Here is a 20,027-nt window from a genome sequence, read left to right as displayed (position 1 = left end):
AGGGAGATCAGACCGTTTTGGCGGTCGTTTTGGTGGTGATCGTTTTGGCCGTAGTGGTGCTGGACACGAAGGGCACGCCAATGCGCCCGGCCCAATGGTTCGCCCTGAACGTCCCACTATGGCCGGGAAAGTCGAGTGCAAAGAGCGCCATCATCAGGCCGCGCATCACTAGAAGTTCCCGTTCGCGGCTGGCTTTTACCGGGAATCGGCAAATAGTCAATCGAAGCCCGCTCGCCCGACGCATGTCGCCGCTAGGCAGGCCGCGCAAAGTGCTCCAATTGAACCTGTCTTTCCGCAGCAAGCTGTCCGATCTCATAGGCCAGCGGCACGATGCTCGGATCGTCCATCGCGCGCAGCCGTCTCACCGTCCGCTCGTCAAGCTTGACCTCGAGATTTTCCTCCAGCCAGTCCCGGTCCAGGCGGACGTCGTAGCGGACGTGCCGGAACAGCGGACCGCCCGGCAGCGGGAGCCCCTGCATCGTGCCGACTTCGGAGTTGATCTGCCAAGGCGTCGGCGTTTCGCCCAGAGCCTGCATCAGTCCAAGTGTGAGCGTCTGGGTGTCCGATATCAACCCGGCCAACGCGCGGATCGCCAGGCCGATCGCCCTGACATAGAAGACCTCGCGGATTGTGATCTTGTCGCTAAAGCGGCCCGTGCCGATGGAGACGATCGTCAGGTCGCGAGGCCCGAGGTTCCAGCAGATCCCATGCTGCGGAAGCGTCGCCAGAAGAAACAGATGAAGCGCCGGATTGTTGTAGGGCGTTACGCCGCCATCCACGAACAGACCATCTTCCTCACCTTCGACGATCGTCAGCGGCTCCGGATCGAAATAGTGCGGGGCCGCGGTGCTGGCGCGAATCAGCGACGCCAGATGGTAGTGCCGGTTGCCGATATATGAGCCGTCATCCGGATCCGCCCAGTATCGCGCGCGAGGGTTGTTGGACAGGATCCAGGGACTTCCCTTGTCCATCCGCTTCATGACGAGACAGAAGCCGGTTTTCAGGTCCTCGCTGTCGAGCTTGCGGTCTCCGATGATGCCGGCGAGCTCTTTTTTCAGGTGCAGCGAATCGAATTTCGCCTGAAGTCCCGCCACCCGCCAGAATGGCCGGCGAAAGATCCGCGGCGCCAGATCGACATAGAAGCTGCGCATCTCCTCGGCGCTGAGACCGAGCGCCAGGCCAGCGCCGATGATGGCGCCGGTCGAGGTTCCTCCTATCAGGTCGAAGAAATCGCCGAGCCGCCGATGCTGACCGCCATGGCCGAGAAGCGCCTCCATCCGCTCCAGGAACGCGATGCTGATGGCGCCGCGGACACCGCCGCCGTCAAGCGAGAGAATCGTCTTGGGACCTGGCCCGAAGAGATGCCGGTCCCGCGGAGATAGGTCTGTAGAAGACATGTCTAGCGCCTCCCCCGCAGTGTTCTCAGCCGACCGGTCTGGCGGCTTTCGCGGATGAACCGCCACTCAAGCAGCTCTTGAAGCATCGCGCCGCATGTCATCCTGGCCGCGACGGCAAGGCGATCGAAGGTGGGCGGGAGCCCGTCCATCTGGCGTCCGATCCTGCTCAGGGCCGCTGCCGTCCGCGCGGAGCGCTGTGCAAGGCGGGCGAGATCGGCGCTGCTTCGCAGACCGCTCGCGGCAACGGCAAATGCCGGCGCTATGACCAGAAGGGCCGCGGCAATCGACGGCAGCAAGCTGGACGCGGTCGGATACACGAATTGAATGACGAGGCTCCCGACGCCCGCCAATACCGTCGCCGCAAGACTGATGGTCGAAAGCCGGCGCAGGCGGCCATCGAGCCTGGCAAGATCGCGCAGGGCCTTTCGATGATATTCGACCTGCTCACCGATCAAGTCGCGAATCCCCCGGTACCGACGGCCGATTTCCTCCGGCGTCAGGGCTCCCGGCGACGGACCGATGTCGCGCGCAAGCCGCGCCAGATACCACTCGGTCCAGTGGAGCGGTCTTGCCGGCGATGACCGCCGGTATACTTCGTCGTCCATGCCGAGGGGGTGGACATGGCGCAGGCAGCGCAGCCCTTCCGCCAGTGCCCGGTAGTCGAGCCAGCGCTCGTGCCAGCGGCGCCTGCGGGCGGTTCGTTCGTCGATCAGCGACGAGACGGTGACGATCAGCTGGATGAGCGTCGACCAGGGCAGATAGGCGGGCAGCAGGATGGAAACGGCGGCATTCACGAATGCCGCGAACGCGATGACGAAATAGCGGGACACCATTGTCGACCGCATCTGGTCGCCGTAGTGGTTGGCCAGCCGGTCGGCGCGCTGGAACTCGCGTTCAATGCGCTGCGCGGCCGGATCGTCGGGTAAAGCCGGTTCGTGCGGACCCTTGCGAACCCGCTTCCGCGCCGTGCGGAAGGAATAGCCGACCAGCTTGAGCAGCCGCTGGGCGACTCTCCAGCTGCGCAATTTTTGGGGCTCGGCGAGATAATCCTTCAGCGCGGTATGGCGGGATGGCGCCCATGGCGGTCGGAGCACCGACGCGACGAGGCGAGTCAGCGCGGTCTGCACTGGTACCCGTGGAAGATCGTAGACCCGCCCGGGCAGCATTGCGGCAGCCGGGTCCACGATGACGGATGCTTCTCCAGCCAGAACAGGATCGATGACGACGACCGGTATTTTTCTGTCGAGTGCGTCCTGCACGACCGACCCGGTTCCCCCACGTCCTCGCGCCGGCTTCCCGTCCCACACCGCCAGCAACAGGTCCGATTGCGCAAGGATGAAGCCGTTCGCGCGTTCGTAGTCGGCGGCGTCGATGACTTCATAGGGCAGTTCGGTCACGCTGTGCGCGTCCGCGATCGTGGCGTCGAACCTGTCCAGCCACTGTTGCCGCTCGAAGGTCGACCGGTAGGCCCTGATCGATCCAGGGAGAATTACCGCAACCGGCACCGAGCGCCGCATCGCTTCCGAGGCGCCGATGATGTCGGCTCCCTCGGCCAGCATGGTTACAATGCGCAGCGTGGTCCGCCGGCCGTCCTCGCTCTGCGGAGGCAGACGTTCGGCTGCGGCCGAAATACTGTCCAATACGCGGCCGATGGTGCCGGCCACCGCATCGGCCAGTTCGGGATCGTCCGCGAGCGATCGGTGGCCGGTAACGCCGATGGAGAAGACCAGTGCGGGCAGGCTTTGCCCCACCGTGTCATTGCCGATGCCAGCGCTGGCGACATCCGCTTCAACTGCCAATCGACTTCCCCTCCCGCCGGGCGCCAGCATCCGGCGAGGCTATCATCTATGCATATATTATCAAACCTGCGGCGGGAGGCCGAACCGGCAAAAACCCGCGCTATCGCTCGTCGCCAAGAAATTGCCGGATTGCGCGGCGTATTCTTCAATGACAGGTTTCCGGGGCAGGCCGTCGGCTCGAAAAGTCGGCCGTGACGGGAAGGGGGCGATCGGGCGATGGGGTTTTCCTGGCGGACGCGCCGGAGCGATTTGTCGAATGCCGCTGCGGCAAAATCATATCAATGCGCGGTGCGGGTTACTCTGGTTTCGACCGGCCAGTCCCGGATTTTCTCGCCGCAATCGTCTGAAATCCTGATCGGCCGCGACGGGAGCTGGGCGAGCTTCGTCCTGCCCTCCAACGAAAAGCGCGCGGGCCGCCGCCATCTTCAGCTCAAGCGGCAGGCCGGCGGCGATTGGGAAGTCGCCCGGCTGGCCGACTATTATGTCGAGGTGAACGGCCGGCCGACCATGGCCCAGGCAAGGCTCCGCGACGGCGACCTGATCACGCTCGGCGGCCCGGATGGACCGACGCTTCGCTTCGAACTGCTGCCGCCGGACGGCGCGACCGGCCCGGACCCGGACGTCACCGATTTCCAGGCGCCGGTTCCTGCTCTCGAGATCGCGCTCGAACGGCTGAAGCGCAACGCTACCCTCGTCGCGTCTGTGCTGGGGGCTGTGGTGCTGGTCACCGGCTATCTGTGGGTGACCGTCGACGAACACACGTCACGGCTTCAGAGCGTCTCCAACGAGCTGACGAGCAGGGAAGAACGCGCGCTCGATCAGCCCTCTGCGTGGCGCGGACAAGCAGATAGGCTGCAGAAGGCCGTCCACCTGGTCGTCGTCAGGCAGAACGGCGTCGAACGCGGCGTCGCCACTGCCTGGCCGATCACACCGACACGCCTGGTGACGAACGCTCACGTCGCAGCGCAGATTGCCGGGCGCCGCGATCTCGAGATCATTGTCCGCAGTCCCGGAGCGGCTCCGCGCGATTTCACCGTGGCAGCCGTCACGATCCATGCCGGCTACGAACCGTTCTCCCGCTACCTTCGCGAGCACAAGGCTGGGACCAAGACCGCCGACGGCGCCTTCAAACAGGTGAAGCTGCCGAGCGCCTACGACCTGGCGATCCTGGAACTGGCTCCGGGTTCGGATGCCGGGCCCGTGCTGGAACTCGCGCCGCCCGGCAGCGCCGCGGCCGGCGACCAGATCGCCTTTGCCGGCTACTTCCTTCGCGACATAGAGGGCAACGAGAACGCCCACCGCTTCCCGACGCCACGGGTGCATTTCGGCAATGTCAGCGCGGTGACGAACTTCTTCCTGTTTCCGCCCGAGGACACGGCTGACGGCCGCCTCATTCACAACACGATTCCGCTGACCGGCGGGACCAGCGGGGGACCTGTGATCGATCAGCAGGGGCGCGTTGTCGGCATCATAAGTTCGGGCACCGTCGTGCCACTGCCGGCCGACTCGGAGGCCTCTGATCAGAAAGTCACGAAGGTTCCCAGCGCGGCGATGGTGAACTACGCCCAGGAGGCCGGCCTCGTCCGCGACCTGCTCGACGGATCGTCCTTCGACATGGAGGCGGAACGGGCCGGTTGGCAGCGCGAGCTTGGAAAGTTCGATGACCACCGGCAGTATGTGCTCAACCGGTTTCTCGATGAACTCGCCAAGCGCGGCGAATTTGTCGCGGTCAAAGATCCGCAGGTTCAACCGGTGAACCGAAGCCTTGACGCACGCAGCCTTCCCATCAGGCTCGACGGCGGGCACAGCTACGCGGTGCTCGCCTATTCGCACGGCGCCGGTCCGGTCTGGCTGAGAGTAAACGCGCAAGGCCAGGAAATCGCCTCCGACAATGCCGACGCCGCCAAGGCCGTCTTCGACGCCAAGGCTTCCGGCGAAGCCGAATTGCTGCTGGTGACGAGCAGCGAGGAGCCGTCGAGCGTCGAACTGTTCGTCTATCGAAGCAAGTAGCCGGTCGGCGAAGGATCAACCGGAAAAGGCGTGGCTTCCGTCTCGTGGCTTGAGGCGGGAGGGCGTTCCCTGCGAACTACGATGGTTGTGCACGATCGAGTTCGGCCGCAACCGCGCGCAACGAGGCAAGCCTCTGGCGAGGATCGGGCGCCAGCATCGCGCGCCTCATGTTCTGCAGCGGGTCGGCGCGGCCTATGCCAAGCAGGCCGATAATCCCTGCCTGCCGGCGGTCGGGCAGGAACTCCTCCAACATCTGGCCGAAGGCGTAGATATCCTGCCTTGGATCGGGGCCAGGCTTCTCTCCGAACCGCAGAAGTTCCGGGGCCACGTAATTCCGGGTACCGCGCGCCGGCCCCATGTCTCCCCTTTCACCAGCGACGGCCGCCAGGCCGAAATCGATGATCACCGGCCTGTCCCGCTCGTCGACGATGACGTTCGAAGGTTTCAGGTCGCGATGCACGACGCCGCTCTCGTGCATCGCCACGAGAGCATGGGCAAGCTTGGCGAAGATGCCCAGAAACAGTGCGCTCGGATCGCCGGCGCGGTCCAGCGCGGCCAGCGTCCGGCCGCGGATCAGATCTTGCACGATGACGATTGAACCGTCGGAAACGAAGGCATGGTGGATGCGCACGATGCCCGGATGGCGCAGCCGGCTCGCCGCTTCGATCTCGGCCCTGGCGTCGGCGGCGAGCCGCTCGCGCCTGTCCGCGTCAGCCACGCCATCGAGGCTGACCATCTTGATGGCGCGCTCTTCGCCGGTCTGCAGGTCGATCGCGCGGTGGACGACGCCAAAGCCGCCGCGCCCGAGCGGTTCCGCCAGTATATAGCGTTCGGAGAGTTGCGGCGATGCGACATCGGCTGCCTCGCCGTCGCCGGTCCGAAAGATGGCGCTGCGGGCGCGCTCCGCCATGCGCGAATTGTTCTCGGCGACGGCGATCCGCAGCGCCTTGACCGCCTCGTCGAAGGCGGCCTTCCGGTCGCCGGACTGCCGCTTCAGCTCGCTCAGCGCGAGTCGGGCGCCGGCTTCGCGCTGGTGGAGTTCATCCTCGGCGAAACTGGCGATCATTTCGCGCAGACCCGCGGCGACGTCTGCCGGATTGTCGCGGGCGGTCACCTCGACCGAGGCCTCGGTCCAGTCAATATGGGAATAGGTCTCCGGATCGGATGGCAACAGACGCCGCGCTTCTTCCAGCGCGGCTTGAGCCTCGGGCGATTTGCCGATTGCTGCCAGCGCCCTCGCTTTCTCGAGCATGCGCAACAGCAGCCGGCGCTGGCTCCAGCCGGGCTCCGCTTTCGTCGCGTCTATCTCCTGCAGGCATTCGTCGTGGCGTCCAAGCCTGTTGAGGCATTGCATGCGGTTGACCGTCGCCCGGATGCGCTCCACGTGTGCGAGATGGGACGAAGCCAGCGCGGCGTCCAGAAAAACAAGTGCGAGGTCAAAACGGTCGATTTCCTGGCTGACGCGGGCGGCCTCGGCCATAGCCGCGGCGAAGTCGGCTCCGCTGTCGGCCGCCGACGCTTCGGCGACCGCGCGCAAGAGTTCTCCCTTGGCCTGCTCGCCGCGTCCGCGCCAGGCATGCACGGTTGCGATCGCGCGGGAAATCCGCGACCGGAAGGGCAAGCCTTCCGGAGCGGCCGCAAACCGCCGCGCCTCGATCAACGTGCCCATCGCCCGACCGGCGAGGCCGAGCCTGTTCTCGACAGTGGCGCGGGCAATGAGGAAGCGCAGCCGATCCAGCCCGGCGGTCAGCCCGTCGGGGCCGGCACGCGCTGACAGGGCCTGCAGCCGCTTGGAGATTTCAGCCGGCGCCGCGTCTGTCTCGATGCCTGTCTCGATCTCGACAAGATCGCGCTCGACGTCGTCTGTCGGGATAGCTGAATCCGGCATTTCCAGCTGCTCCTTGATTTCGCCAGCATTTCGGAATGAACTGCTTGCGGGCAACATAGAACGGGTTGGGCTTCTCTTGAAACTGTTCTGTTCGAGGGCGCTTGTCGTCGCGGCGATACTCGCCGGCTCGGCCTACACCGGCCAGGCGGCCGATGACGACTTTCTAGACGACTTCATCGTCAACGGCATTCCGGCCGCCCAGGGAAGCTGGCCCTGGCAAGTGCGTATATTAGCAGGCCCCGACGACAAGAAGGGGTTCTGCGGAGGCTCGCTCATCAGGCCGCGCTGGGTTCTGACCGCGGCCCATTGCCTTCAGCGGCGCACGAAAGTCGCCGTGGGCTATGGCAGCGTCAAGCTTTCAGAACTTTCCGTGGTCGCCGGCGACAAGATCGTCATTCATCCTCTCTATGGCGCGCCGCCCTTGATGCTGGAAAGCTCGGCCGCTCCCACCGAAGAGGCCGTAGGTGCGAAGTCCGCCGCCTCCGTGGCCCGGCAGAAACAGGATTTGCCGCCCTCTCCGAAGACCGATATCGCGCTGATCAGGCTTGCCGAGCCGCTCGACCTGCCCACGGTTGCGCTTGCCGACGGTTCCTCGGACCGGCGATTGAACGTTCCCGGGGCGAAAACGATCGTGATCGGCTGGGGCGCTACCTTCGAATTCAAGAACGAGAAAGCCATCAAGGCCCTGTACGACAAATTCGATGCCAAGGCGCTCCAGTCGCTGATGGATAGCCCGCGCGTGAAGATACCGGAGGAGTTGAGGCAAGCCGAGGTCGAGATCGTCGATCGGGAGCTCTGCCGCCAGGTCTACGGCGCGGCGAGCAGGATCTACGACACCGAGGTCTGCGCCGGCGTTGCCGGCAGCGGCCGCGATTCCTGCTACGGCGACAGCGGCGGGCCGTTGACGGTCCGGGACCCGGAAACGCAGGACTACGTACAGCTTGGCGTGGTCAGTTGGGGCAAACAATGCGGGCACCCGATGCTGCCTGGAATATATGCTCGGGTCGGCAGCTTTCACGAATGGATCGTAAGCACGATCGGTGAAGAATAGAGATCGCATGGTCACAATTAGGGGCTAATATTGCAACGGTGCTTTAGTGAGACCAGGCTGCAGAAGTGCTCAGCCACCCACGATTGTGATCGCAGTGAATGATGAGGTAAGTCGAAACAACAGTCTCAACGCGCGGGGGCGCAATCATGTCACTAACGTCTTTGGGTATTGGATGTCTGATCGCAGCGCTTCTGCTGTATTACGTGGCCGCACCTGCGCTGCGAAGCAGCTTGGCGAAGAAGAGCAGCACGCCGCGGCTGGCGACGGCCGGCCTGCTTGGCCTGACCGAGTTCGCGGCCAGCGCCTTGCTCATCGTGTCGATTTCGGTCGCGCTGGCGGGGCTCGCGCTTTTTGCCTTCGTCGCCTGGGGTCAGGCGGCCGGCGGCAGCGGCCAATTGGATGTCGTCGCGGCGGCCGTCGAGCGGTTCGGCAAGATTCATGAACAGCTCCAGGCTCTGCAGTTCGGGCTGATCGTCGGCGTCATTTGCCTGCTTCTGGCGGCGCTCGCCTATGTGTCATGGCGAGGCCGCCGCGCCCAGTATTCGGCCCTGATCGAGAAGGAGCGCGAAGCCGAGTTCGACGCGCTGGTGGAGAAGGCAAAGGATGGCAGCCTGCCCGAACTGCCGCCCACCGCCGAGATGCTGCGCGCAACGGAGATCATCGATCAGCTGCAGACATCCATCGCCAGGATCGCGGACGAAAATCCGGACAAGAGCATCGACGATCTGGAACCCGGTCAGAAGGCGGAACTCGAGCGCCTGCTCGCCGAACGCCAGCAGGTCGCCCAGGCGCGAGCGTTCGTCGACATCATACGGCGGGTGGAGGTGGGCGTCGATCGGTCCAAGCTCGATCTGGGGGCGCCAAAGGGCTGGCTTGGCAAGGTCGGAACCTTCTTCATAAGCCGCGGCCTGTTCAATACTTTTGGCGGGTTCGGACGGGCCTTGTTCGTTCTGTCGTTGATGGCCCTGGTAGGCGGCTCGGTCGTCGCTGTCGGCGCCAGCAATGAGACGGCAACTCGCCTGGCGCTTGCCGTCGACGATCTTGAAAACATCGAGATCGACCTGTCCGCGCAGGATGCCGCCAAGACCTGGCGCGAGGCGCTGGCCGCCGCCGCGACAGAACCGCCGCCGCCCGCTGAGGATACGCAGAGCGCCGACGGATGGTGCGTCGACGATTCGCCCGAATGCGACGAGACGGTGCTCGAGCAACTGGCGGCAGGCTTCGAGGACGCCTATGCGCGCGCTGCGATCAGGCGGCTGGGCGTATCGACCACAACGATCCCAAACAGGCGGGGGATCGCTGCCCGCACCGCAATTCTGGCCGAGGCCGCGCAACGGCCCGTCTCATTGGGCGTCGGGCTCGGCGACGCACCGGCCCATTCGATCGGCGTTCAGGACGGCGCTGGCAACGGACTAGCCCGGCTCGAGGCCGAGGATTATCTGCGAACCGCCGACCAGCGGGTCGAGACGCCAGCACGCAAGCAGTTCAAGGAATTCCTGCGCACCGAGATGCGTGACGGCAACCCCGCCGCCTGGAAATCCATCAAGCACAAGCTGGCGCCCTATGCGGCGCAGTTCACGCAGATTCCCGCCAAGGCCGCGATCCAGCAGGAGCTTGCGCTGCGCATGATGGGAGCGCTGGCCGAGCTTCCGCCTGGCGATCTGCCCTACGGCGACGCACTTGAGGAGAGCCTGCGCAAGGCTGGGGTGCACAAGGCGACCTTCGACATCCAGTCCCGCATGTATGCCAAGGACCTGCTGCTGGGCGTGGCGCCCGACGACGTGGCGCTGCGGATAGAAGCATCCGCAGACGGCGCCACGGCCCGTAGCGGGGTGCGGGCGAGCGAGCGCGCCACGCTGCAGGCGCTCGCGCCGGAAATCTCCTACAGCAACGCCCCGGCGCTCATCGAAAACCGGCCGCCGACGCTCGTCCGTTTCGAGGAGGCGCATGTCGATTTCGATCGTGTCCGCCTCGCTGTCGATGATTACGAGCGGGCGGTGACGGCCGGCGGACGCGCCGCGCCGCAATCCATCGAGGCTATTGCGGGCTTCGACGACTACTTTCCGGGCTGGCGCGACGGGCAGCCTGCCGGTGGCGGTGGCGGTGGCGGTGGCGGCGGTGCAGGCCCTGCCAAGCCGCGCCCGATCATCACGGAAGCTGCGTTGCGCCCGGCTCAGGTCGCAGAGGTGCGGTCGCCGGCGTTCAAGTCTTCGCGCAGCTTCTTTCGCCTCTCGGGCTCCAGGCGGATCGGCGGGGTGCTGATCGGCCGGGCTCCCACTGACGACGACGTCGTTCTCGACTTCCGTGAGATGACATGGCGCAGCCAGGGTCCGGACATCGTGCTTTCGCTGAAGCGCGGCGACGGCACAGTGATCGACTTGCCGCCGGCGGATCCCGAGATCGTCCAGCTGGCGTTGGTTTATGCGGCGGAAGGGCGCCCCATCGCCGCAACGATGACGAAGGCGACGCCTTTGCTGGAGCTGAAGATTCAGCTGCACCCGGCCCTGGTCGACACGTCGCTGGGCTGCCGCGCCATCGAGGTCGATCGCTATGTCGACACCTACTCGGGGGCGGATCCCACGGTTGAACAGACGCGCAGCGCGGCAAACGACCCGCTGATGCTCTACAACTACGCTTGGGCCAGGCGGAATCTGGCGCTGGTTGCCCGGTCGGCTCCGACGATCGTGCCGGAAAGCCTCTCCGCACAGATTGTCTCCTATGCCGAGCGGAACGCCAACGGCATTCTGGCCAACCAGTCGACTGTCGCCGCCGCGGCACTTGCCTTTGAACGCAAGGGAGCCCTGTTCGAGCCGCAATCCCTGCTGGTGTCGAAACCAGGCTATTTCGACCCCAATCTGGTCGGCTCCATGAACTATTGCTCGTCGCAGGCTACCCTGGAGGACTTCGGAGCCTGCATTGCGGATGAAGCGGCAGCCGACCCGCGGTTCGACGACGAGACGCAGCGCAATGCGGCGGTTGCGCCGCCTCCGCAGTATGAGGTCTGGAGCGGCGTGCGCGAGCGGGAATGGTCCCGCGACGCCGACCTGAACTTCGCAGGCGCGGGTGTGCGCACCACATCGCCGCTCGAGTTCATGCTTCAGACGGCCTTTGCCACGTTGCCCTACTTCGCTCCCAACGTCGAGAACTGGTGGGAGGAGGACCAGCCGACACTGAACGACACGGTCGATGAGAGCCCCTGGCAATTTCCTTCACTCGACACTCGGGTCGACGATGTCGTGCGAATTGCCGTCGCCACCGACGCCGGCCGGCAGGACGAACTCCGCTCGATCGAGGAATTCGTCTATCTGCAGCGGTTGTTCCGCGCTGCGCTCGACGGCAAGTTGGGCGAGCAGTTTCCGGTGCAGAAGCTCGCCGATCTGACGATTGCAACGCGCGACGGGGTAACCGAGGTGCGCACGCCGCGCTGGAACGCCAGAACCGGCCTTCTCGAACTCAGCTTCCTCAGCACGACCCGGAGCGAGATCGAAGAGCAGCGAGCAGGCGCCCTGGCGGACGCGGCTCAGTCCTGTGTGAATGCCTTCATCGATCTGGAGCCGTCCGCGTTGTCGAAGATCCCGGCAGAGGAATGGGACAGCAAGTGCGTCTTCGAATCGATCGACGAGGGCACTATGGAACTGGCCGCTTTCAGTCTGGAAACATCAAAGGCGCGGGCCTTGCGCGAGGCACTGGGCGTCCAGAAAGACGACGAGGCGCAATTGTCGCGGCCGGCTGCCCTGCCGGGGCAATCGATCTGCCCGTCTTTGGTGAACTGAATTTGAGGCGGCCGGTCGGGGGCCATGGCTCCCGACCGTGGCCGATGAACGGTCATCGAGTTTCGGACGCAGCCTTCAGCGCATCGCGCTCGGCGGCGAGCTTTCGAAACCTGGCGCCTTTGTCCAGCCCGAGCCGCTGCAATATCTCGACCCTGAGATCGAGCGCCGCAAGTTCCATCCGTTCGTCCCGGCCGGATCGCGCCTCGGCGATGGCCATTTCGAGCAGCGCGTCGGCGCCGTCGAAATCGTCGAGGTCAATCGCACACTGCGCCTGATTGATCATTGAGTTGGCAAGACGACTGCCGTTGCCGCTCAGGCGCCACCGCCTCGCTTCTTCCTTGAGCAGTTCGATCGCCTTGCGCGGCCGGCCGGCAAAACGTTGGGCAATGCCCCGCCCGCCGATGGCGAGCGAGGTCACGTCGTAGTCGTGGCGCCGCCGCGCTTCGATTTCGACCTCGGCGAACAGCTCGTCCGCCTCGCGGTAACGTCCCAGATCGATCAGTGCGGTGCCGACGCTCGCCCTCGCTCGAGAGGCCGCCCAGCGATTGCCGTGACTCTGATGGGCCGAGGCGGCTTCCATGAACAATGCTCGGGCAAGCTCCGCGTCGCCCGTCTGCTGCGCGACGGCGCCGGCCCGCTCGGTTACGCTGGCAATACGTGCTGCATCGTTTGCGCCGTCGAACTGCCTGCGCAGACGCTGGAGAACCGAAAGCGCCTCCGCCGATCTTCCGGACGCGGTCAGGCCGTCGGCCAGAGCGTCGAGCAGCGCGGCCGACTGTGATCCAGAGGCGCGGCTCATCGCCATGGAAACCGCCTCAACGGCTGCGCCGAGCGCCGTGGCCGCCTGTAGCGCCACGGCGATCATTTCGTCGCCGGAGGCGACGTCCGCGACAGCCGCCACGGCCCGAGCCGCGGCGGAATTTGCCGCTGCGAGGCTCAAGCGGGGCAGGCTGCGCAGAAAGGCACGGCATGCGACGCTATCGCGCTCCATCGCCGCTGCAAGGAAGCTCATGTCGCCGGCCAACGTCTGAGCAGCAGCGGCGTCGCGATTCATCGCGATCAGCCAGGGAAGTTCATCGATGGAACGCGGTGTGAGGCGATTGGACAGGAAATGGCTGATGAGCTCGGAGCGCTCGTGCGACGCGTCACGCCCTCGCCGGTAACGCGCCCCGACCGCGGCTTCAAGCGAGGGGTAGGCAATGGACAGAACCCCCCGTCGGTCGAGCAGGTACGGACGCAGCGGCAGCAATATCGCAGACAGCCGCATCATCGGCAGCGGCTTGCCAGCCACGCCAAGAATGTCCTGAAGCTCTCGCTCGGTCAGGCCGCTGCGGGCGGCGGACAGCAACAGCAGCGTTCTCGAGACCATCTCGGCTCGGTCATTCCCGCTCTCCAGCCTGGCCAGGATCACCTCGAAGGCCCGACTTTCATTCTCGAGGGACAGCAGTTCCCGGAGGGTTGAGTCGACCTCCTCGAAAAGGCCGAGATGCCGCATTTCCTCGCAGATGATGCGCAGGAGCGCCGGAGATTCCACCGCCGCGCCATGCACCATCTCCTGCTGCTTCTCGTCGAGTCGCTTGCCGAAGGTGATCAGGATCGACTCCATCATCGCCGAACGATCGACAGGCGCTACGCGTGGCATTTCGAACAAGGCGAAGTTCTGCGCGGCGAGGTTGTCCGCCAGCGCCCGGTCGGACGTTGAAACCACAAGCTTGGCTTGCCAGTCCGCATTGCGCAGCCAAGCCTGAGCCTGACCGAAAATCAGGTCCTGCCCCGCATCGAGGTCGTCGATGACGACCGTGCCCTTGAATTCCGACAGAAGTCGATCGAAATCGGCGACCGGATCTGCCGTCGCCTCGATGCCTGCCGTCCCGCACAGTTCCAGGGACAGCCGCTGCCAGGAGCCCGACATGGCCGCAAGAGAGGCGAACAGGACAGGTCCGTCGTCCGTACCCCGCGAAAAAAGGCTGCCGATACGCGCGAGAAGGCCCAGGTTCCGGGATTGACGGTCGGGCGCCGATCGGCGAACCCTCTCTATGCGCGCCAACGCCGCCAGCAGGGTAGACTTCCCGCATCCCGACGGGCCGACGACGACGATTTTGCGGTTTCGCAGCAGCTTGCCCCTCAACTGGTCGACAAGCAGGTCACGCTGGAAGCCGGTGGCGAGCAGCATCGCCTCGAACGCCCGCTGGTCGACCGCCGTGGATCGGTCCGGCGCGGCTTCGAGAACAGGGGCAATGGCGGCGGCGAGATCGGCAGAGACCTGGGCCGCGAGGTCGTCCGGCGTAACGTATGGGCGCAGAGGAATCCCGGTAGCCGCAAGATCCGCCAACAGCCGGCGGATGGAAGGTTCGTCGGCGCTCGCTGCAACCGCATCTTCGCGGACATAGACAAGCGGCGTGCAGTTTTGCGCGCCATCGGGTCGATCCAGGAGGGCGTGCCTGATCTCGAGTTCCGTGACGCTTCGGTCGGCATATCTCGCCAGGTGGGGAAACGACGCCGAGAGACGTCGCTCCGCGTCCGGATCGATCCAGCCGTATCGGCCGCCGATGGTCGCGAGAAAATATGGTCGGCAGGCGTCGATCTCATCCAGACAGATGCGCAGCACCTCGCCGGCTTCTGCCTCTTGCGCCGTTACGCCCCAGCGAAGATCCACCTCGTGAAAGCCCAGCCCTGCCCTTGCGCAAAGCTGACGAACCGGAGGGAAGGCCTGAGCCAGAAGCATTGCGCGTTCGGCCTGCATGTCGCGGAAGGTCGACGAAAGGAATACGCGGATATTCGACGTGAAGCGTTCAGGCGCAACCCTTCGAAAATCGGTCATGGTGCTGATGGATTTGGGCATGAAACGACACCGCGGTGGTTCAATACCTTAAGCCGATTCACTGCCGGATGTTAATCGGCGCCAGTGTCCGCCGGGGTTGTCGGCGACTGGTTCCCAGGGCGCGCTCACCGGCGCTTCCAGCCTTGGACGAATCGATTTCTGCACGCCGCCTGTGGACATCACCGCCCCGATCACCCAATCTTTGCCGCGGGAACAAAAGCGCTGCAAAGGCGCGCCTCGGACAAGTGAGCGGATGATCAAGGGATGGACACTATACGATCCGCGGCTGGCGTGGATTATGGTAGCGCCCGTATTGCTGTTGCTGATCTTTTTCCTGCTGCTTCCGATCGCCGTGATGGCGGCCTACACCTTCTTCACCTTCGTCACGGCCGGGGTCGAAACGACCGTGCCGACGCTGGCGAACTGGCATGAATTCCTGACCGACAGCTACTATCACGGCTTTCTGTTCAAGACGCTGCGGGTCGGGGCCATGACCGCTCTCATCTGCGGGATCCTCGGCTATTTCCCGGCCTATTTCATCTGGGCGACGACCTTCAAGCACAAGTGGCTCCTGCTCCTGCTGCTCATCGTGCCGTTCTGGATCAGCTTCACCATTCGCACCTTCTCGTGGATCCACATCCTGGGCGAGCAGGGTTTCATAAACGTCGCGCTGCTCAAGCTCGGCTTGATCGATCAACCCTTGCAGATGCTCTACACGGAAGGCGCGGTGATCCTGGGGCTGCTGCATTTCCTGCTGCCCTATATGATCCTCAACGTTTATGTCAGCCTCGAGAGTATCGACCGCACGCTGATCGCCGCTGCCCGGTCAATGGGCTGCACCAGCGCACAGGCCTTCCGCGAGGTCACGCTGCCGCTTTCGCTGCCTGGCCTCGCGGCGGGCCTGCTGCTCTGCTTCGTGCTGGCCGCCGGCAGCTACGTGACGCCGCAGCTGCTCGGCGCCGGCCGCGACGCGCTGTTTGGAAACCTCATCTACGACACCATCATGGGGCAATTGAACTGGCCAATGGGCGCCACTCTTTCCATCGTCCTCTTCGTTGTGCTCGGCTCTTTCGCCGCCTTGTATACTCGCTACATGGGCATGTCGCAGATCGTCAAAGGGCTGGGCGGATGACCGTGGCGGCTTCCCGGAACAGGGAAGGAAGATGGGCTTGGCGGCTGACCGGCTTCATCACGCTGTGCGTCTATGTCTTCATGTTCGCGCCGATCGTCGCCACGGTCCTGCTGTCGTTCAACTCATCGATGTTCGGCGGTTTCCCGATGACGGGCTTTAGCCTGCAATGGTACGGCAAGCTGCTGGCTAACGATCAGGTTCTGACGGCGTTTCGAACCTCCATGTGGATCGCGCTCGTCACCGCGGCGGTTACGACGGCCGTGGGCGTGGTGACCGCCTTCGCTCTGGTTCGATTCGAGTTCCGCGGCAAGCAGGCCCTCGGTACGCTGGTGATCCTGCCCGCCCTCGTTCCCGAAACCATCCTCGGTGTAGGCCTTCTCGTGCTGATCAAGGCGGTCGATCAGCCAAGAACGTTGCTGCTGCTCGTGCTGGGCCACATCCTGCTTGCCGTGCCCTATGTCGTGCTGATAGCCCAGGCGCGCATGATCGCCATCCGGCGCGTTTATGAGGAGGCGGCGCTTTCGCTCGGAGCTTCGCGCATGGCGTCGTTCCGTGAAATCACCCTTCCACTGCTGGTCCCGGCAGTGGTCGCGGGCGCGCTCTTGGCTTTCACGATCTCCTTCGACAACACATCGGCGAGCCTTTTCTGGCGGCCGGCCGGCGTCGAGACGATGCCAACCCAGATCCTGTCGATGCTGAAGATTTCGATCAGCCCGGAAATCAATGCGCTCGGCACGGTCATGATACTGGTGACCGTCGGCATTCCGCTGATCGGCGGGCTTATTCTGCAAGGGTTCACCATATTGAGAAGACGCGGCAAACCAGAGGAGAGAGCATAATGAAATTATCCAGCACGAAACGGCTCGAAAGGCTGCATGAGCGCTATGCGAACGGGGATGTCAGCCGACGGACCTTCCTGACCTTGACGGCGGCGGCCGCGACATCGGCCGGCCTGTCGATGCCATGGATGGGCCGGGCCCTCGCGGCCGCCACGGAGGTCCGCTTCGACGGATGGGGTGGCGTGGTGCAGGAGGCGATCGATAAATATGCGTTCCAGCCCTACACGGCCAAGTCCGGCATCGGCGTGGTGCAGGGCACCTTCGGCGACGAGAACGAGATCATCACCAAGATCAAGACATCGAAGCCGGGCGACTTCCAGATCATCCATTCGTCGGGCGTCAACTACTACATCAAATACGTCAACGCGGGGGTGAACTCGGAACTCAACGAGGCCAACATTCCCAATCTGGCGAATGTGCTGCAGCCGATGATCGAGCCGTTCCGCAAGCTGACGCCGAAGCTCTCGGCGGTTCCTTACGACTACGGCACGACCGGCCTTGCCTACAACACCACCGTGATCTCGCCGGAGGAGGCGAAGGAGAAGGGCGCGGCCATGCTTTCCGACAAGAAGTATGCCGGCAAGGTCGGCGGCTATGCCGACATGACGACCCGCGTCTGGTACGCGGCGCTGGATACCGGGCAGGATCCCAACAACATCAAGGACATGGACGCTATCTGGGCCAAGGTGCGCGAGACGCGCGACCTCGCCAAGAAGTTCTGGAGTTCCGGCGCCGAACTGATGGACCTGCTCTCAAAGGGCGAGATCGTGGTGACCGATGCCTGGTCGGGCCGCATCGCCGCGCTGCAGCAGCAAGGCCATCCGATCGGTTATCTCGACCCGGCCGGCTCCTATGCCTGGATGGAGGACATGCTCGTCCTCAAGGGATCGCCCATGGCCGAGTGCGAGGAACTGCTCAACTTCATGCTCGAACCCGCGACATCAATCGCGGTTGCCGAGGGCCAGAACTATCCGCCCTCGCTCGATCCCACCAAGGTCAAGCTCACCGACAAGATCGCAGCCCTTCCGGCCTTCGATCCGACCGGCTCGATGAAGTCGCTGACCTTTGCTGACCCGATCTACTGGGCGGACAACGAGGATGCCTGGACCAAGCAGTGGGACAGGATCTCGAAGGGTGCCTGACAAGCTGGCGGATCAGACCCTAAAGCCTCGGCCGAGTTCGGCCGGGGCTTCGCAGCTCGTCGCGGGTGGGGTTGCACCTCGCAACGGCACGGATGCGAATGCCCCGGCGGTCGAGTTCCGCGACATCGACATCGCCTATGGCAGGTTCATGGCGGTGCGCAATTTTTCGCTGGCCATCCGGCGCGGCAGTTTTGTCACCCTTCTTGGCCCGTCCGGCTGTGGCAAGACCACCGTCCTGCGCTCGATCGCCGGGCTGGTCGACATATCGGGCGGCCAGATTTCGATCGGCGGACGGCGGGTCGACGACATTCCGATCTATCGGCGCAACATCGGCCTGGTCTTTCAGAGCTACGCGCTGTTTCCACATAAGAACGTCTTCGACAACGTCGCGTTCGGCCTGAAGTACCGCAACGTGCCGAAGGCCGACATCGAACGCAAGGTGCGCCGGGCTCTCGATATGGTGCGGCTGCCGGGCAGCGAGAAGAAGCTGCCGTCGCAACTGTCGGGCGGACAGCAGCAACGCATCGCGCTTGCGCGCGCCATTGTTTTCGAACCGGAAGTTTTGCTCCTCGACGAACCGCTTTCCGCGCTCGACGCCAACATGCGCGAGGACATGCGCGTCGAGATCAAGAAGATCCAGAAGGCAACCGGCATCACGGCCATCTTCGTGACGCACGATCAGGAAGAAGCCCTGTCCATGTCCGACCAGATCGTGGTCATGAACGCAGGCGCCGTGGAACAGATCGGCTCACCCGAGGAGGTCTACGAGATGCCCGCTACGGCCTTCGTGGCCGATTTCCTCGGCAAGGCCAACATGCTCGCTGGAACCGTGACCGCCGCCGATGCCGAAACGACGACCGTCCTGCTTGCGGCCGGACAGACGGTCGCGGTCGTCGCGCCCAAAAAGACCCTCGTGCCGGGCGCCGCCATTACCGTGGTGGTGCGCCCGCAGAAGCTGTCGGTCGGTTCCGCTGCAATGTCCAACCGTCTGGCGGGTCGGGTGGTCTCGACCTCCTATCTCGGATCCAGTGCGATCTACGAGATCGATATCGGAGGCAAAACGACCGTCCGCGCCAACACGCCCATCAGCGGCAGGATCGCGCGGGAGGGCGAGGCGGTCGATGTCGGCTTTGATGCCGCCGACTGCGTGCTGCTCAACGAGAACGGTTCGCGCATAGCCTGAAGCTCCGGCTGGGAGGAGCGGGGCTTTCCGGCGGATGATCACTCGAAGTCGTCGACGGCTTCAGCCGCGACTACCCCCCGACAGCAATAGGCGACCGGGCCGGACATGACAGCCATGGCTCCCGCGAGTTCGATCGTCAGCGGACCGGCCGGGAGATGCACGGTGAACCGTTCGCTTTCGGTGAGGCCCTTGCGGCGCGCCGCAAAGGCAGCGACACACGCGCCGGTCCCGCAGGCCTGCGTGGCGATGCCGGGCCGCTCCCACACCGCGAGACGGATCGTCTGAGCGTCCACCAGTTCCGCCACGCCGACATTGATGCCTTCCGGAAACAGTGGATCGTCGTGGATCGGAGCGGCATCCCGGGCCAGATCGATCTCCGCCAGCCTGTCAACGAAGAAAACGGCGTGCGGATTGCCGATCCAGAGGCCGATGCCGTGACGCAGAGGCCCGCTCTGGACGGGCAGGTCGAACATATCGACTTCGCGCGCAAGCGGAAAATCCCGCCAGTTCCAGCCGATGGGTCCAAGCTCCACGCTGACCTGCATCGCGCCCGAACGGCGGCATTTCAGCAAGCCTCCCCCTGTCTCCAGCACAAGCTCGCTGTTCCCGCTTTCCTCAAACAGCAGATGCGCGACGCACCGGGTTGCATTGCCGCATGCCGAAACCTCGCGGCCGTCGATGTTGAAGATTCGCATCGCGGCATCGGCGCCGCGAGCAATCCCTTCTCGGGAGGGCGGTTCAATGGTGACCAGCTGGTCGCCGCCGACGCCCACTTGGGCATCGCAGATCCTGACGATGTCGTCTCTTCGAAAGGCGCGGCGATCGGCGCGCCTGTCGAAGATGACGAAATGGTTGCGCAGACCGTGCATCTTGACGAACGGCCGCTCGGCGGAAGCCACTGCATCGAGCAAGGAATTTGTGCGGATGTCCATGAGGCAATGATCCGGTCAACTGGCGCCAGCTTGTCTTGGCTTATTGCTCGACGGCCGGCA

General features: G+C 64.4%; 13 protein-coding genes. 7 read left to right on the top strand and 6 right to left on the bottom strand.

What is annotated here, in order from left to right:
* Positions 1–7 precede the first annotated feature (7 nt).
* The 3 genes from ABLE71_RS08670 to ABLE71_RS08660 form a co-directional block, all read right to left on the bottom strand.
* On the bottom strand, positions 8–166 hold the full coding sequence (locus ABLE71_RS08670; RefSeq protein WP_348782936.1) for a hypothetical protein: 159 nt from the start codon (positions 164–166) through the stop codon (positions 8–10).
* Positions 167–251: 85 nt separating this feature from the next.
* The gene (locus ABLE71_RS08665; RefSeq protein WP_348782935.1) at positions 252–1,397 is read right to left on the bottom strand and encodes a patatin-like phospholipase family protein; all 1,146 of its coding nucleotides are present in this window, start codon (positions 1,395–1,397) and stop codon (positions 252–254) included.
* A gap of 2 nt (positions 1,398–1,399) precedes the next feature.
* Positions 1,400–3,226 carry a DUF4231 domain-containing protein gene (locus ABLE71_RS08660; RefSeq protein WP_348782934.1) on the bottom strand — a complete coding sequence of 609 codons (1,827 nt, stop codon included), beginning with the start codon at positions 3,224–3,226 and terminating at the stop codon, positions 1,400–1,402.
* Positions 3,227–3,484: 258 nt separating this feature from the next.
* Between ABLE71_RS08660 and ABLE71_RS08655 the strand changes: the two genes are divergently transcribed.
* Entirely contained in the window at positions 3,485–5,206 is a 1,722-nt protein-coding gene (locus ABLE71_RS08655; RefSeq protein WP_348782933.1) for a trypsin-like peptidase domain-containing protein, read from the top strand.
* 76 nt (positions 5,207–5,282) lie between these two features.
* On the opposite strand, the gene ABLE71_RS08650 is transcribed toward ABLE71_RS08655, so the two are convergent.
* Positions 5,283–7,094 carry a serine/threonine-protein kinase gene (locus ABLE71_RS08650; protein ID WP_348782932.1) on the bottom strand — a complete coding sequence of 604 codons (1,812 nt, stop codon included), beginning with the start codon at positions 7,092–7,094 and terminating at the stop codon, positions 5,283–5,285.
* 76 nt (positions 7,095–7,170) lie between these two features.
* Here ABLE71_RS08650 and ABLE71_RS08645 point away from each other — a divergent pair, with 76 nt between their 5' ends.
* Both ABLE71_RS08645 and ABLE71_RS08640 read left to right on the top strand, forming a co-directional pair.
* Complete coding sequence (locus ABLE71_RS08645; protein WP_348782931.1) at positions 7,171–8,145, top strand: serine protease; 975 nt, start codon at positions 7,171–7,173, stop codon at positions 8,143–8,145.
* 230 nt (positions 8,146–8,375) lie between these two features.
* A complete protein-coding gene (locus tag ABLE71_RS08640) occupies positions 8,376–11,918 on the top strand; it encodes a hypothetical protein (RefSeq protein ID WP_348782930.1) in 3,543 nt (1,180 codons plus the stop codon).
* Positions 11,919–11,970: 52 nt separating this feature from the next.
* Here ABLE71_RS08640 and ABLE71_RS08635 read toward each other — a convergent pair whose 3' ends face one another.
* On the bottom strand, positions 11,971–14,760 hold the full coding sequence (locus tag ABLE71_RS08635; RefSeq protein ID WP_348782929.1) for a DUF4062 domain-containing protein: 2,790 nt from the start codon (positions 14,758–14,760) through the stop codon (positions 11,971–11,973).
* A 277-nt stretch (positions 14,761–15,037) separates the two neighbouring features.
* On the opposite strand from ABLE71_RS08635, the gene ABLE71_RS08630 reads away from it, so the two are divergent.
* The 4 genes from ABLE71_RS08630 to ABLE71_RS08615 are packed head-to-tail and all read left to right on the top strand — an operon-like array spanning position 15,038 to position 19,035.
* Positions 15,038–15,871, top strand: coding sequence for an ABC transporter permease (locus tag ABLE71_RS08630; protein WP_348782928.1), 834 nt, complete (start codon positions 15,038–15,040; stop codon positions 15,869–15,871).
* A complete protein-coding gene (locus ABLE71_RS08625) occupies positions 15,868–16,710 on the top strand; it encodes an ABC transporter permease (RefSeq protein WP_348782927.1) in 843 nt (280 codons plus the stop codon). Before ABLE71_RS08630 ends, ABLE71_RS08625 begins: the two co-directional genes overlap by 4 nt.
* Entirely contained in the window at positions 16,710–17,852 is a 1,143-nt protein-coding gene (locus ABLE71_RS08620; RefSeq protein ID WP_348782926.1) for an extracellular solute-binding protein, read from the top strand. The genes ABLE71_RS08625 and ABLE71_RS08620 overlap by 1 nt, the downstream gene beginning before the upstream one ends.
* The gene (locus ABLE71_RS08615; protein ID WP_348782925.1) at positions 17,845–19,035 is read left to right on the top strand and encodes an ABC transporter ATP-binding protein; all 1,191 of its coding nucleotides are present in this window, start codon (positions 17,845–17,847) and stop codon (positions 19,033–19,035) included. Before ABLE71_RS08620 ends, ABLE71_RS08615 begins: the two co-directional genes overlap by 8 nt.
* A 38-nt stretch (positions 19,036–19,073) precedes the next feature.
* On the opposite strand, the gene dapF is transcribed toward ABLE71_RS08615, so the two are convergent.
* Positions 19,074–19,967 carry a diaminopimelate epimerase gene (gene dapF / locus ABLE71_RS08610; protein WP_348782924.1) on the bottom strand — a complete coding sequence of 298 codons (894 nt, stop codon included), beginning with the start codon at positions 19,965–19,967 and terminating at the stop codon, positions 19,074–19,076.
* Positions 19,968–20,027 lie beyond the last annotated feature (60 nt).

Source organism: Mesorhizobium sp. KR9-304 (genome assembly GCF_040049215.1).
Classification (GTDB): domain Bacteria; phylum Pseudomonadota; class Alphaproteobacteria; order Rhizobiales; family Rhizobiaceae; genus Mesorhizobium_K.
Note: the sequence above shows the minus strand (reverse complement) of the source record. Positions and strands in the feature narration are given on the sequence as shown.

What these genes read in the sequence shown, in the direction of transcription:
- ABLE71_RS08670 (WP_348782936.1), bottom strand. Translation starts at nt 166, where the DNA reads ATGCGCGGCCTGATGATGGCGCTCTTTGCACTCGACTTTCCCGGCCAT.
- ABLE71_RS08665 (WP_348782935.1), bottom strand. Translation starts at nt 1,397, where the DNA reads ATGTCTTCTACAGACCTATCTCCGCGGGACCGGCATCTCTTCGGGCCA.
- ABLE71_RS08660 (WP_348782934.1), bottom strand. Translation starts at nt 3,226, where the DNA reads ATGCTGGCGCCCGGCGGGAGGGGAAGTCGATTGGCAGTTGAAGCGGAT.
- ABLE71_RS08650 (WP_348782932.1), bottom strand. Translation starts at nt 7,094, where the DNA reads ATGCCGGATTCAGCTATCCCGACAGACGACGTCGAGCGCGATCTTGTC.
- ABLE71_RS08635 (WP_348782929.1), bottom strand. Translation starts at nt 14,760, where the DNA reads ATGCCCAAATCCATCAGCACCATGACCGATTTTCGAAGGGTTGCGCCT.
- ABLE71_RS08630 (WP_348782928.1), top strand. Translation starts at nt 15,038, where the DNA reads ATGGTAGCGCCCGTATTGCTGTTGCTGATCTTTTTCCTGCTGCTTCCG.
- ABLE71_RS08625 (WP_348782927.1), top strand. Translation starts at nt 15,868, where the DNA reads ATGACCGTGGCGGCTTCCCGGAACAGGGAAGGAAGATGGGCTTGGCGG.
- ABLE71_RS08620 (WP_348782926.1), top strand. Translation starts at nt 16,710, where the DNA reads ATGAAATTATCCAGCACGAAACGGCTCGAAAGGCTGCATGAGCGCTAT.
- dapF (WP_348782924.1), bottom strand. Translation starts at nt 19,967, where the DNA reads ATGGACATCCGCACAAATTCCTTGCTCGATGCAGTGGCTTCCGCCGAG.